We start from the raw sequence: 13,250 nt of genomic DNA, 5'->3' as shown, positions 1-13,250 counted from the left end.
GGAACCACATACTTCCCCAGATAATGCCGTACTCCCTCTACCTGCTGGTGACCAGCGCGCCCGGCGCGATATTGACGATATCTGCGCTGAACTTCCTCAACCTAGCTGGAAGCGCATACCCAACTTGGGGTAACCTCCTCTACTGGGCCGACAGCACCGGTGCATTGTATGCTGGCATGTGGTGGTGGGTAATACCGCCCGGCCTCCTCATAGCGTTTGTGGCGGTAGTGTTTATATTGGTTGCAATAGCCAGCGAGCCCGTGGTCAATCCTAGGTTGAGGTATGGGTGATGGGAATGGCGCTCCTGGAAGTAGATAACCTGCGCCTGTATTACTCCACAAGCAAGGGAGTAGTTAAGGCGGTCGACGGCGTCTCGTTCGATTTGGAGGAGGGCGAGACGCTGGCGTTGGTGGGCGAGAGCGGCTGTGGTAAATCCACTATAGCCAAGGCATTGATCAGGCTATGGGAACGCAATGTATCTTCAGTTGATGGAGAGATAAGGTTTGAGGGCAGGGATGTACTTCATATAAGCGATGAGGAGTTCAGGACACAGTATAGGTGGAAGAAGATAGCCTGGGTGCCGCAAGCATCCATGAACTCCCTAAACCCCGTGTTAACCATAGGCGAGCAAATGATAGAGCCATTGGTGATTCATCACGGCGTCGATAAGGACAAGGCATTGATGCAGGCTATGGATATGCTGGAGGCGGTTGGATTGCCTAGGGATACGGTTCGCAGGTATCCGCATCAATTAAGCGGTGGAATGAAGCAGAGGGTGGCGATAGCTATGGCCCTGATATTGATGCCAAAGTTGGTCATATTGGACGAACCGACCAGCGCATTGGACGTGATAACCCAGGCTAACATAATGAATCTATTGAAGAGGCTAAGGAGGGAATTCAAGCTAACCTACATCTTTATAACCCATGATTTGGCATTGGCAAGCGAGTTGGCCGATTCGGTTGCCGTGATGTATGCTGGCAAGTTAGTGGAGTGGGGAAGCTCCGATGATATGTATGTATCCCCCAAGCATCCATACACCGTTGGATTGATGGGGAGCGTGCCTACCCTTAGGGGTGAGAAGAAGTTGACCTTCATGCCGGGCGAGGTGCCCAGCCTCATCAACCCGCCTACTGGTTGCCACTTCTATCCAAGGTGTCCCTACTTTGCCTCTAGGGGAGAGTTAAAGGGACTCTGTGATAGGGATGAGCCGCCCTACATAGATGTGGAGCATAAAGGCGTTAGGAGGCACTTGGTTTCGTGCTGGCTATATAAGTAACAATATATCAATTTAAAATAGTTACCCCTATCGTAATGGGGGGAGGATATCTTTTTAAATATTGATAGTAAGGGTTTAGCGATGTATGCCTCGTCCATTGCTGACTCGCCGTGGTTGAACCCCAATCACTTGGTGATAGGCCACAGACTGAAGATGTGGTACTCGGTCCAGGCCGGCTTATTCTCAAAGACGAGGTACGTGAGGGCCGTGGACGATGTGAGCATCAGCATAGGGAAGGGGGAAACTGTTGCAATGATAGGCGAGTCCGGCAGCGGCAAGAGCAGCCTAGGTCGAACTCTTCTTCGCTTATATAAATTGAACGGGGGATCCTTGATATTTGACGGCAAGGATATAACCAAGGCCAAGGAATCCGAATTGGCATGGTTCAGGAGGAGGGCTCAAATGATCTTCCAGGATCCCTTCTCAGCCATAAATCCATTCCACAACATAAAGTTTATACTGGAGGAGCCCCTCATAATTCACGGCGTGGGCGGTAGCGCTGCGGAGAGGGAGGAGATGGTTATCCGCACCCTCAATGAGATAAAGCTGAACCCGCCGGAGGACTATCTATATAAGTATCCACACATGCTCAGCGGGGGACAGCGGCAGAGGGTTGCCATTGGTAGGGCCATAATATTGAGGCCCGACTTCATAGTGGCCGACGAGCCTGTTTCCATGCTCGACGCCTCGGTTAGGGTGGAGATACTCACCTTGCTAAAGGAGGTTCAGCAGAAAATGAACATTGCATTCCTATACATCACGCATGATATATCCACTGCCAAGTACTTCAGCGATAGAATAGCAATACTATACGCGGGAAAGCTCGCCGAGGTGGGTCCTTATCGGGATGTGGTGAAGGATCCAGCACACCCATACACTCAAGCATTGATAGAGGCTATACCTGACCCAGATCCATCCAATAGATTCCACGATAAGAAGGTTGTGGGAGGAGAGCCTCCCAGCCTGGTGAATCCACCACGTGGGTGTAGGTTCCATCCAAGATGCCCGTTCGCAATGGATATATGCAGGAGGGAGGAGCCTCCCATGGTGGAGGTTAAGAACGGCATATACGCCGCTTGCTGGCTTCATATAAAGAAGTGATCGCTTGCTGGGGTCACCGGCCAGCAGATATTTAACCCAAGCCATTCCGTATATCCATGTATGAGATTGAATAAGAACGATATCGGCATGGGAGATCCCGACGACGTAGCGCTTAACCCAGGCAAGGTAAGGGGGAGGGAGTTGCTCTCGTATGCTATGGATTATTTCGAAAGGTCAAGGCAATTAACAGGGACTAGGGCAGCGGAGGCCCTCTGGGCGGCAGCCACCTTGGCTGTGGAGGCAATTGGTGCTTACAGGGAGAACCAGAAGATAGTCTCCATGAAGGAACAATGGATGTATGTCATCTATTTATCAATCTCGATGAGTAGGCCGGAGTTGCTTAATTGGTGGAGGACTGCGCTAGCCATGTACTTGGGATACAAGGAGGACGTGGTCCCTGACGAAGATATACCGCTTGCCAGGAAGGAGGTGGGCGGTTTAATTGACTTTGCTGCCTCCATCATTAAATAGGCTTGGAATTGGGCATAGAGGGTCATCCCCATACATGTCGCCGCCCAGGTAATACGCGCGCGCCCTGTCCCCTCCCTTGCACTCCTTCTTGAATCTACAATTGCCGCACTTGGGCCCCCTCAAGTACTTCTCTGTATTTATGAATAGGTCCAATCCATTGACCAATATATCCCTTAACTTGTTCCGCCTCACATTGCCGAGTTTCACGAAATCTATGAACTGGCAAGGATAGACATCCCCGTTTGGATATATCGATATTATTTTTCGTCCACATCCACCCGTTGATTCAACGAATCTTAAGTACTCGCTCGGATTCTCGCTCTTCATGGCTATATATATGCCATCGTATGGGGCCAATGTGGTCTCTATTTCCAGCTTGCCCGCGTACTTCTCTGCATACTTGATAATGGTATTTATGAATCTCTCGTATTGGGATGGAGTGTACCACCACTCCCCGCCGAGCCTGCCCGCCCTACCGCTGGCGGATAGGTGGTAAAACGTTATTCGCCGCACTCCCAGCGAGGCTGCGAAATCCACGTAATCAGCCACGTTATCTATATTCAATGCGGTCACGGTAAACCTAAGCCCTACATCCAATCCCTCGCTCAGCGAGTTCCGTATTCCCGCCAGCGCAAGCGAGAATGCGCCATTGACGCCTCTGAACTCATCATGATACTTCTCCTCTATGGAGTCAAGCGATATCCCCACATATGAGAAGCCTATCGCCCTGAGCCTCCTTGCAACTTCTTTGGTTATCAATGTACCATTAGTGGACAGAACAAGCTTTATTCCAAGCGATGAAGCATATTCGGCCAGATCCATGAAATCCCTCCTCATCAATGGCTCTCCCCCGCTCATCAATATCAATGGGACCCCCACTTCATGGAATTGATCTATTAATTCCATTGCCTCCCTCGTGCTTAATTCATTGGGATCCTCACCACCAGCGTCTATATAGCAATGCAAACACTTCAAGTTACACCTCCTTGTCATGTTCCAGGACACTATGGGCCTCATGACCTCAGAGAAATTGCTGGGCTTATCTACTCCATACCTGCCCTTTATCTTGAACGACACAGTGCCGCGGCCGGTCACCATTGTGCTTACCGGTATCATCCTAAAAGGCAGCGCTCAATCCAACTAATTAATATTTTTGTGGGAACGCATTTTAATGGGCCGCCGTCCTAGGGTTGATGGGCTCCATAAGGGTATCGCTGAATGATGCCGGCAACATAAACCTGGAGAAGGCCAGGGAGTTGGCGGCAGCGGTGAAGCCGCTTGTATCGAGGCAAGATACCTATATGGATCAGCGTTTCTATCCCGGTGCGGATATCGACGTGGATCTTCAGATAATGTATTTCATGGCCATGGTATCCATAGATCACCGGCTCACCGTGCCTGGATTTCAATACGAGACAGAAATCAATGGGGTCCAATATAGGGGAGCAGACCTACTGTGGCTACGGGGTCGCCTGCTGCTGGAGAAGGATCCCTCCGCTTTCTTCCCCTCTAGGCTAGCTTCCGCCTCGCCTCAATGGGTTAGGGAGTGGCTTGGGGATGCGTGGGATTATGGAGTGAGGGCTTTCCTGCTCCGGGATGTGGGCTCCAAAATCCAGTTCCTTTACGATGGATCCCCAAGTAGCTTATTGAAGAAAAGCGGGGGTCACTTAATAAACGGCGGCCGCGGCTTCGTGGAGTTGTTAAAATCATTCACTGCATTCACTGATCCAGTTGAAAAGAAGGCAATGCTATTGGCCAAATTCCTTCACGGTCGTGGGCTGATCAAGTTCGTGGATGTCCATAATGAGGAAGTGGCGGTCGATAATCACCTGTCGCGATTAGCGATCAGACTAGGCCTTATAGAGCCATCTCGCGAATACATGAAAATGATAGAGCACGCAGTGCCGTTCACGCCTCAACAAGATGTATTCCTTAGGATGTTGATAAGATATGGGTGGAAGCTGGTTTCCATGCTGAGCGACGTGGAGCCCTTCGCATTAGATGATTTCTTATGGAGCTTCGGCAGAACCACATGCATCGCTGATAATCCGAAGTGTAATGATTGTCCGTTGAGAAATTCATGCAGCTTGAAGGAGCTTCATCCGCGGGAGCACGTATTCAATGCAACGTATTGGTACTGATCGAATTGGGATTCGATCGAGCATGCTTTAATTCAAGGTCTACCCCCGCCTTCTGCTAAGGAGCTCCTAGAACATAAACGTTAAAATCAACAGTTGCTTTACCCATTAATGAAGATAAGGGCTGTTACTTTGTTTCACGATAATGTAAGCGACTTGGATGAAATGTTGAATAGGCTGGATCTAGCCATAAACGAGGCATCTAAGGAAACTGGACTTGAAGTGCTGACTCGCCGAGTTACGTTTCCATACATGGGGCCGCGGCTCAACGTTGAGGAAATAGGCAGAATCGCCGAGAGGCGAGGCTACGTGTATTCCGCCTTGGCGGCTAGGGATTCCGTCAATGCGGCATCGCTGGCTAAGTTGCTTATTACGACTAAGTCCTACGGCAGCGTGCTTGTGGATGATGTAGGTAAGGCGGAAACCGTGGTTGAGGTGCTGAGGATAATCTCGCAGGATGGCTCTGATGCAGCTAAGAGATTTGCCGCCCTGATTGGAGGTGAATTGGAGACCCCATACTATCCGGCCTCCGTTAATTTAAGGGGAGGGACCGGCATCGCGTTAGCGGTGCTTTACCCGAAGGACTTAATTGGAGTAACTAATATTGAGGATTTGAGAGCTAAGTTATCCTCGCTGAGGTCAGCGGAGGAGTTCGGGAGAAGGGTGGCTGATCTAGCAGGCATTGAGTATAGAGGCATTGATGCATCCCTATCCCCGTGGGGGTGGGAGTCCGTGGTCGACGTGTTGGAGCAGCTTGGACGCAAGCTTAGCTCCCCTGGCTTCATGATGTCCATATGGCGCGTAAATAAGGAGCTAATGGAGCTTCCAATCAAGAAGTTGGGCTTCAATGAAGTTATGCTTCCCCTGGCCGAGGATGAGAGATTAAAGGAGCGAGCTAGGTCGGGGGAGTTATCGTTCAAGGATTTAACCATGTATTCCTCCGTGTGCGTGGCAGGCGTCGACATGGTTCCCATACCTGTCTCCGACGTGTTCAAGGTACGCGGGGTAATAGAGGATCTCTACTCCATATCTAGATCCAAGGGACGACCAATAGGTTTGCGGCTGATTCCGGTCAAGGGATCGAGGGAGGTTGAAGTAGAGGGGTTCGGTTCAACTCCAGTTCTGAGCATCTATTAACGTTATCCTAGGTCTCTCCCTCTAGGTTAATTTTGTGGAAGAGTTATGGGGTCCCGATTCCCCATTGGAGTGAATGCATGGCGATTTCTCGGTAATGAAAACTCAGCGGCTTTTGCTTCCTTCTCCATGAGTGGCTATCTCACTTGCCCAGTTCTATTGTTCCTATGCCGATTCCAGTATCTTTTGCTTCTTCCGATATTACATTCATCAATGTGGAATCCTGCGTTGCAATTATTACTTGATTCGTTATTCCCTCTCTCAATATGTTCACCAACAGCGCGGCTAGGGCTTTTTTCACGTTCTCATCAACGTATGGGAGAGGTTCATCCATTAAGATAAAGCCGAACTTGTGGTCTATTAACTTATACATCGCCAACACGAACGATATGGCTATTGTGAGTCTCTGTCCATCGCTTAGCCTGGACATGGGTACCTTCCTTCCCCTCCTAATGGCATAAAGGGCATACGCGTAATCCCCCCTCTCGCGCTGCTCGAGCTCTATGGCCACTCCCCCTAAATCCCCATATGGATATATTCTCTTGAACATGGAATTGAACTCCCCTGCCAACCCCTCTATTATTCGTTGCCTTGCCTCTCTTTGGACCTTCAACAATCCATCCCTTATTCTCGTGAACCTCGATAAAATCCCCTCTAGCTCCTCTATCTCCTTCAGCGTATTCTCTACATCGATGCCCATGGACTCCACTTTGGACAATTTAGTCTCGAGCTGCATGTACTCCGATCCCAGCACTTCCAATCTATTCCTGATGGATTCAAGACGATTGTTGACCTCGCCCAGTTCCGATTCTAATCTAACGGCTTCCTCAACGTTAACATTGTGTTCTCTCAATAATTGCTCCAACCCGGATAATTCGCTTCTTATCTTCTCCATCCTCTTGACGCGTTCCGCCTCCTCATAAGCCTCCTCCAGCCTCTCCATTCTCTCCCTTACCACTGGGAGGAAATTGGATAGATCCGCGTACTTGCGCTCCAAGTCCCTAACGGCTCTTTCTAGTCTCTCCATTTTATTTATCTCCTCCTCTAGCCTATCCCGCGCCTCGCGCGCCCTTTTCTCCAACTCCACGTATTGTAGGTAGATGGGATGGAGAAGCTCCATCTCGTCTACAAGCCGCTCCAGTCTATCGATTCTATTACGTAGCTCTCTAACTTCTCCTTCATCTATGTCTATCCTAATGCGATCCAATGCCCCGGCCTCCAGCTTTGACCCACATATGGGGCACCTCTCATCCCCGCTGGCCCTGATGTGGCTTATCACTACGGAGAGCGCGGATTTATAGCTAGCCTCCCTCTCCGCCTCCTCGTACCTGGCCCTGAGTCGCTCAAGCTCTGCCTTGGCAGCCGGCAATCCCCCGGCCTCCCTCTCCGCCGCCCTATACCTCTCCACACTTGGCTCCAATGCCTTAATTCTCTCATCCATGAGCGAAACGCTCATTCTCAGCTTTTCCAACTCCTCCCTGCTCTTCTCTGATTGATCCTTGTACTGACGCAGATCATCCCCAATCTCACTGGTTCTCTCCTCCAACCTCTTCATTGAATCATACATGGCAGTGAGCAATTCATCCATTGAGGAAGCCTTAGCCAATGCCTGGGCCTCCGCCTCCATTAAGTTCTCCTCCAGCCGGGACATCAACATGGCCCTCAACACCTCGGCCTCCCCAGCCACGTCCAGCTCGCTCCTCTTTGATGTGGGTCCCCTCGATTGTAGCTCCTTGAGTTTCTCGCTCAGCATTATGTATTGCCTATATTGAGCTTCCACGTCCTTTATCTTGCCCATTATGGCGCTCCGCCGCTTTAACATGTCCCCGTAAGCCGCGCTGAGCTTCTCCAGCTCCGCTTTGTTCCTCTCCATCTCCTCCCTCAGCTCCGCCGCGCGGCGTTTCGCCGCCTCTAGCGATCCATATCTTTGCTTTAATTCCCTAGCATCCACTGCTCCAGCAATGGCTCTTTTTCTATCATCTATTGCCTTGCCCACTGCATCTATCGGCAATAGCCTTAAAATCGAATCTAGATAATCTATGTCAAACAACCTATCTATTATTACCGTCCTGCGTTGAGTGGATCCATACGCTAATTGCTCCAATGTTCTGTGGGTTATCAGGATGAATCTTTCGAAATCATCGTCGCTCAATCCAATCAGCTTGGATAATTCGTTCTCATCCCCTTTGTTGCCATCTATTATTATTTCCTGCCGTGCAGAGTCCTTCTGCCGTACAAGGGATCGCTCTATGTTCAATCTATTCTTTCCATCCAAGAAGGATATCCCCACCTTGGCGTAATCGCTGTCCTCGTTTATTAGATCGGAGAGCCTAGCTATTTTCTCCTTTATCTCCAACTGTTCTCCATACAATGCATACTCTATCGACTGTATCAAGCTGGACTTACCGACTCCTATGGGTCCATGAATCAATGTGAGGCCAGGCCCAAGCTCGAATATCTTCTCTCCCTTGAATACCTTGAAATTAATTAGCTCTATCTTGCCTATGGTATACTTCATTCTCACACCTCTATTCCATATTTTGATAGCAAATCATTGAGTTTATCCTTAACCCCCCGAGGACCCCTTGCCTTGTATGCATCATACAAAGCAATCACTAGATCCGCATCGTTTCCCAGCTCCCTCCTTAGCAAATCAATGATGATTTCATCTAGCTTTGTACTCATTGCTTGCATGCAATTCCATGTTTGGGTTTTTAACTCTTTGGGAAGCAACTGCCCTGTCCCACCGTATGAGCATCATAATTTAACGGCCTGTGCATCGGTTCCTTGGAAATTCAATTCCTAGTTCAGAAGAGCATTTCCACTTTATTGTCATTCGGCCTTCTTAATCACCTTTGCTGAGCTTTGGATAAGGGTATAGTTCTTCCTGTAGTACAGCTCCTCAACGTCACTATTTATCAGTTTAACCTCATCGCCTACTACCTTCTTCGCCTCCACGTTTATCAAGGTCACGTACTTACCTTCTACCGTATCTAACTCAGCATCAATTACCCTGACCTTCTCCCCCTTAACATCCTTAATACCCTCTGGCGGTTTTATGAGCTTCACGTCTTCACTCGTGGCCTCGCCCACATATGCGTTACTTGCCTCCTCTTCATGCCAGGCCGTGCTCCACCTACGTGGCCATATTGTCACGCCGAGGCTTGGCCTTAGCCTAATTCTAATGGGCCCCACGTTAATTACGTTGAATATTCCCGTTAACGCTGCGTCCTCACTGTGCCCCCTCGTGAAGTACTCGTAGTATTTATCAAACTTTTCGGCCATTCATCTCACCTCAAGCATATCCCTAATCTCGCTGAGTAACTGCTTCATCTCCCTAATTCTCTCCCTGATTTTCTCGATTACCTCCTCATCGCTCATCTCGGTGTACTTAAGGGTCATTCGCTCACCTTCTTTAACTCGTCCCTAATATCTTTGAGTATTGAATCAACCTCATCAAGTTCCTCAAGTAGGCTCCTCATCATTGCCTTGTGTATGTTTAGTTGCGTCCTTAATTCACTTGCTTGTTCATCAACGTTTTCCATCACTGGGACGAAGGCTACTATCACCATGATTGCTCCCCAGAATATGGCTATAGCGCCCAGTATAGTGGCGGCAACCAGGAATGGCCAAGTGCCTATCTTGAAGGCCATGTAGAATAGAGCCACGGGCACGCCTGCGCCTATGACTAGGCCTGAAATGGCCATGGCTGTTATTGACCCGTATGGTAGCCTGATCGTTGAGACAGCTCCAGCAATAGATTCCTGTCTATGATTAGCCTGAAGTCTCTTACCTTGTAGACCTTCCTCAAGTGGGGCCTTGGCTTCTCCTCCACTATGTAGGAACCCTCTATTAGACCAGCCTCCTCCAGGATTTTCAAATGCATGTGGGCCAGGGCATAGGGTATGTGAAGCCTCTGGGCTATGTCCTGTATAAATGTCGACTCCAGGGTGAGCATTAACAGCATCCTTACCCTCAGGGGATTCGCCAGAGCCCTTCCAACCTTTACCAAATCCTCCTGGGACTCCACTTTTAAAATCAACCATTCACCTCACCTCTAGCTATCGCGTACCTGGTTATTAAGACTGATGCAGAGGAGTAGGCCAGTATCCCCAGTAGTCCCATGGCCAGCGTGGATAGGTTTAGGTTAAGGGCTCCCTCTACGGTGAATGCCATGTATGTTGTTGGTAGAATTAGGGCAACGTACCTTAGGGTCGTTGGAAGTATGGTTATCGGGTAATAGACCGGGGCCAAGAGGAGGAGGGGCCATGGGACTATTTGGGAGACTTGGTTAACCACCCTATAGTTCCTAACCCCAACTCCTAGGGCATAGCCTAGCAGGGCTGAGGCAAGTGATATTAATATAGCCGCGGCCACGGCTAGTGTTATCTGGATCACCCCGTACCTAATCCCCATCATGATCACCGCCAGGGCTAGGAGGGCCACTATAGAGGGTGTACTTAATGCCACGACTTGTATAATGTAGCCTAGTGCGATATCAAAGTGGTCCGCTCCGTTGGCGAATAGCATGCTGTAAATGGTTTCCCTCTTGAACATTGAAATATCTTGGGAGGCACCTATGAATGGTATGCCGAAGCTTGTGTTAACCACGGTGCCCACTATGAAGTACTCCACGTATATTGGATTGCCGACCATTTTAAGTAGCAGTAGCCAGAGTATAGGGAACATTAAGGTGAAGCCCAAGGCGGCGTATATCCAGGCCCTGCTGCTCAGTATAATGTATTTGGCCACGGCGTATACGTTACCTGGCCTCATTGCTGAACACCTCGATGAAAACATCCTCCAGGGTCGGTTCCTTAACCTCAAACCGAGCTCTCCTCCTAACAAGGTCACTTATAACGCCTAACGCCTCATCCCAGGCGACTCTAATTGGTCTATCGCCATCGTCGCTCCTAACCTCAACCCACGGTAGCTTCCTTCTAAGCTCACCTGGGGTGCCCTCCATCAATATCCTCCTGTTCATTAAATAAACCTCGTCGCTGAGTTCCTCAGCCTCATTAATGTAGTGCGTCGTTAATATTACCGATGACCCGCCGTCCCTCATGGACCTAATCACGCTCCATATTACCCTCCTATTCTGGGCATCAATACCCACAGTGGGTTCATCCAATATCAGTAGCCTTGGCCTGCAGGCTATGGCTGAGGCCACTAGGACTAGTCTCTTTAAACCGCCCGAGAGTTCGTCGATCAACGTGTTTGCGTAGTCCTTAAGTCCAACTGTGTCAATGGCATCATCGATGCATTCCCTAACTCTATCCCTTGGCATGCCTCTAAGCCTAGCGATCATCTCGACATGCTCCCTAACCTTAAGTAAACTGAATGGTCGGGCCTCTTGGGGTACAACGCCCATCACCCCGAGTCTCTTAGCCCTCTTGGGGCTCATGCCAATGATGGAGACCTTACCGTTATCGGGCCTCAGCTCGCCGTAGGTCTGCCTAAGCAGAGTGGTCTTCCCAGCTCCATTGGGGCCCAGTATCGATACGATTTCACCCTCATCAACATACATATTGATGCGTTCATTAACCATCTTCCCACCGAAGGACTTCCATAAGTCCTCAACCTTTACTATCATATTAACCATATTCTATATCAGTTTAATTTTATACTGAATTATTTATAAGCATTACGCTTAATCTTATTAAGCGGGAACCTCTCTAGCAACCGAGAGACCCCCATTTGTCTCAAAGCACCAAGGAGAATTCAGGGAACCTATTCGATGGAAAGGGGTAGGACCAACAAGTTGGAGAAGACAGTAAACTACCCAGCAACCTTAACACTCCACTTAGGAGTAGCGGCTGGTCGTCGCTGATCAATAATCATAAGGGCGATCCGCGACATTAGGCAGACATGAGATTTAAGGTGACGTTAGGCTTAAGTCTTATAGTATAGTGTCTAATCATTTAAGCAAGGCTCCTCAACGCCTTGATGGGCGGTAGTTTCGCCGAGGTCTAGAGGATCACCTCCCTTTACGGGAGCTATCCCTTTATCAGGCCAATGCCGATCTCAGGAAGGAAGAGATATCACTCTATCATTTAGCAATTCATTTACGAATTGTGGAGTCTGGCCCCACGTGAAGAGCAGCGCCGGCTTTAATGGCGTTAATCCATAATTCGCCAGGAACGAATCGTTTCTTAACAAGAGCTCCACCGCCAATTGGGCTAGGGTGGAGTTATTTGAGTTGGCTGGAATCGATATGAAGAGGTAGATTGGTTCTCCGGTGAATGTCTTGCCCGCTGCAGCGGTATAGTGAAACTTGGAGTAAAAGGAAGAAAGCTGGGGGTCTCCCAGGCTTAACTGGGGTGGCAATTCTATGTACTTCAAGTGATGGCTTATTGCTGCCGATTTATAGATGAAAAGGAATTGTAACTGCCCCGCCTCAAGCGGTGCTATTAGCTCAGCCGCATTGGTTGCACTCCTATTGCCCGAGTTGGTGAGCAATCTATTCAAGAAGAACATGGATTTATTCCCTGCATACAGGTATCCAGCTATTTCAAGCGATAGGAACGCGCGGTACCCAGCGGGATCCGTGAGAGGATTTGATATTCCAACAAGCACGCGGCCCGAGGTGAGGTTCATGAAGGCCAGATATATCAAGTGGGTGTTGTTCTCGGCGAAGCCTTGATTTAGCATGTCTATTATAGCCAGAGCCATAGGATTGTTGAGGGATGCATTGGAGTAGGCCAGAACCAATTCATCGGATGCAAAGGCTATTGCCCAGTCCGGCGCGTAATTGTCCATATACGCTGGGTAATAAGCCTCTTGTGCCACCGATATGAAGATAGTTGACGGAACTGACTCCATGGCTATCTCCCTTGCCAGCTCAAATGATCCTTCCGAGTATACTTTGTACTGTACATGGAGGGCATGTTGCAGGATAGCGCCTAGGGCGTTTCCCTCCCCGGAGTATGCGTCCGCTATATCTATGAATAATTCATTTCGTGGAAATTGATATGTGGAGCCTCCTTTAATGTCGTGCATGATCACTATGACGAGGACCGCGATTAACGTTGCTATTATGATAGCCGTTAAAGTCTTCCTCATGAGAGGAGGCATTCCCGATGCGCTATATTAAGCATAACGGGAAGCGGCTGGGCGGCATTGATTAA

The 13,250-nt window shown here is 49.2% G+C and carries 15 protein-coding genes; 6 read left to right on the top strand and 9 right to left on the bottom strand.

The genetic code is table 11. The annotated features are described in order from the left end of the window. Positions 1-23: 23 nt before the first annotated feature. The 4 genes from ACZ5ZS_RS04975 to ACZ5ZS_RS04960 all read left to right on the top strand — a co-directional run bounded on the left by ACZ5ZS_RS04975 (position 24) and on the right by ACZ5ZS_RS04960 (position 2,851). Positions 24-290 (top strand): hypothetical protein, encoded by a 267-nt coding sequence (locus ACZ5ZS_RS04975; RefSeq protein WP_464858041.1) that lies wholly within the window; start codon positions 24-26, stop codon positions 288-290. Between the two features lie 5 nt (positions 291-295). Next, positions 296-1,279: an ABC transporter ATP-binding protein gene (locus ACZ5ZS_RS04970; protein ID WP_188596549.1), complete on the top strand. Its 984-nt coding sequence runs from the start codon at positions 296-298 to the stop codon at positions 1,277-1,279. Positions 1,280-1,360: 81 nt separating this feature from the next. Further along, on the top strand, positions 1,361-2,380 hold the full coding sequence (locus ACZ5ZS_RS04965) for an ABC transporter ATP-binding protein (RefSeq protein ID WP_188596548.1): 1,020 nt from the start codon (positions 1,361-1,363) through the stop codon (positions 2,378-2,380). A 60-nt stretch (positions 2,381-2,440) separates the two neighbouring features. After that, positions 2,441-2,851, top strand: coding sequence for a hypothetical protein (locus ACZ5ZS_RS04960; protein ID WP_188596547.1), 411 nt, complete (start codon positions 2,441-2,443; stop codon positions 2,849-2,851). On the opposite strand, the gene ACZ5ZS_RS04955 is transcribed toward ACZ5ZS_RS04960, so the two are convergent. Then, positions 2,819-3,967 carry a radical SAM/SPASM domain-containing protein gene (locus tag ACZ5ZS_RS04955; RefSeq protein WP_188596546.1) on the bottom strand — a complete coding sequence of 383 codons (1,149 nt, stop codon included), beginning with the start codon at positions 3,965-3,967 and terminating at the stop codon, positions 2,819-2,821. The genes ACZ5ZS_RS04960 and ACZ5ZS_RS04955 overlap by 33 nt on opposite strands. Positions 3,968-4,044: 77 nt before the next feature. Between ACZ5ZS_RS04955 and ACZ5ZS_RS04950 the strand changes: the two genes are divergently transcribed. After that, the gene (locus ACZ5ZS_RS04950; protein ID WP_188596545.1) at positions 4,045-4,992 is read left to right on the top strand and encodes a hypothetical protein; all 948 of its coding nucleotides are present in this window, start codon (positions 4,045-4,047) and stop codon (positions 4,990-4,992) included. Between the two features lie 108 nt (positions 4,993-5,100). After that, the gene (locus ACZ5ZS_RS04945; protein WP_188596544.1) at positions 5,101-6,126 is read left to right on the top strand and encodes a DUF711 family protein; all 1,026 of its coding nucleotides are present in this window, start codon (positions 5,101-5,103) and stop codon (positions 6,124-6,126) included. A 139-nt stretch (positions 6,127-6,265) separates the two neighbouring features. On the opposite strand, the gene ACZ5ZS_RS04940 is transcribed toward ACZ5ZS_RS04945, so the two are convergent. The 8 genes from ACZ5ZS_RS04940 to ACZ5ZS_RS04905 all read right to left on the bottom strand — a co-directional run bounded on the left by ACZ5ZS_RS04940 (position 6,266) and on the right by ACZ5ZS_RS04905 (position 13,185). Beyond that, positions 6,266-8,641 (bottom strand): AAA family ATPase, encoded by a 2,376-nt coding sequence (locus tag ACZ5ZS_RS04940; protein ID WP_188596543.1) that lies wholly within the window; start codon positions 8,639-8,641, stop codon positions 6,266-6,268. A gap of 2 nt (positions 8,642-8,643) precedes the next feature. Beyond that, positions 8,644-8,808, bottom strand: a complete 165-nt coding sequence (locus ACZ5ZS_RS04935) for a hypothetical protein (RefSeq protein ID WP_188596542.1) — start codon at positions 8,806-8,808, stop codon at positions 8,644-8,646. A gap of 147 nt (positions 8,809-8,955) precedes the next feature. Continuing rightward, positions 8,956-9,408 (bottom strand): hypothetical protein, encoded by a 453-nt coding sequence (locus ACZ5ZS_RS04930; protein ID WP_188596541.1) that lies wholly within the window; start codon positions 9,406-9,408, stop codon positions 8,956-8,958. A 113-nt stretch (positions 9,409-9,521) separates the two neighbouring features. Beyond that, complete coding sequence (locus ACZ5ZS_RS04925) at positions 9,522-9,830, bottom strand: hypothetical protein (RefSeq protein ID WP_188596540.1); 309 nt, start codon at positions 9,828-9,830, stop codon at positions 9,522-9,524. Positions 9,831-9,835: 5 nt separating this feature from the next. Beyond that, complete coding sequence (locus ACZ5ZS_RS04920) at positions 9,836-10,153, bottom strand: ArsR/SmtB family transcription factor (protein ID WP_188596539.1); 318 nt, start codon at positions 10,151-10,153, stop codon at positions 9,836-9,838. Positions 10,154-10,161: 8 nt separating this feature from the next. Continuing rightward, positions 10,162-10,899, bottom strand: a complete 738-nt coding sequence (locus ACZ5ZS_RS04915) for an ABC transporter permease (RefSeq protein ID WP_188596538.1) — start codon at positions 10,897-10,899, stop codon at positions 10,162-10,164. Then, the gene (locus ACZ5ZS_RS04910; protein WP_229657705.1) at positions 10,886-11,716 is read right to left on the bottom strand and encodes an ABC transporter ATP-binding protein; all 831 of its coding nucleotides are present in this window, start codon (positions 11,714-11,716) and stop codon (positions 10,886-10,888) included. The genes ACZ5ZS_RS04915 and ACZ5ZS_RS04910 overlap by 14 nt, the downstream gene beginning before the upstream one ends. Before the next feature lie 431 nt (positions 11,717-12,147). Beyond that, positions 12,148-13,185 (bottom strand): extracellular solute-binding protein, encoded by a 1,038-nt coding sequence (locus ACZ5ZS_RS04905; RefSeq protein ID WP_188596536.1) that lies wholly within the window; start codon positions 13,183-13,185, stop codon positions 12,148-12,150. Between the last annotated feature and the right edge of the window lie 65 nt (positions 13,186-13,250).

This window comes from Thermocladium modestius, assembly GCF_055398215.1.
Note: the sequence above shows the minus strand (reverse complement) of the source record. Positions and strands in the feature narration are given on the sequence as shown.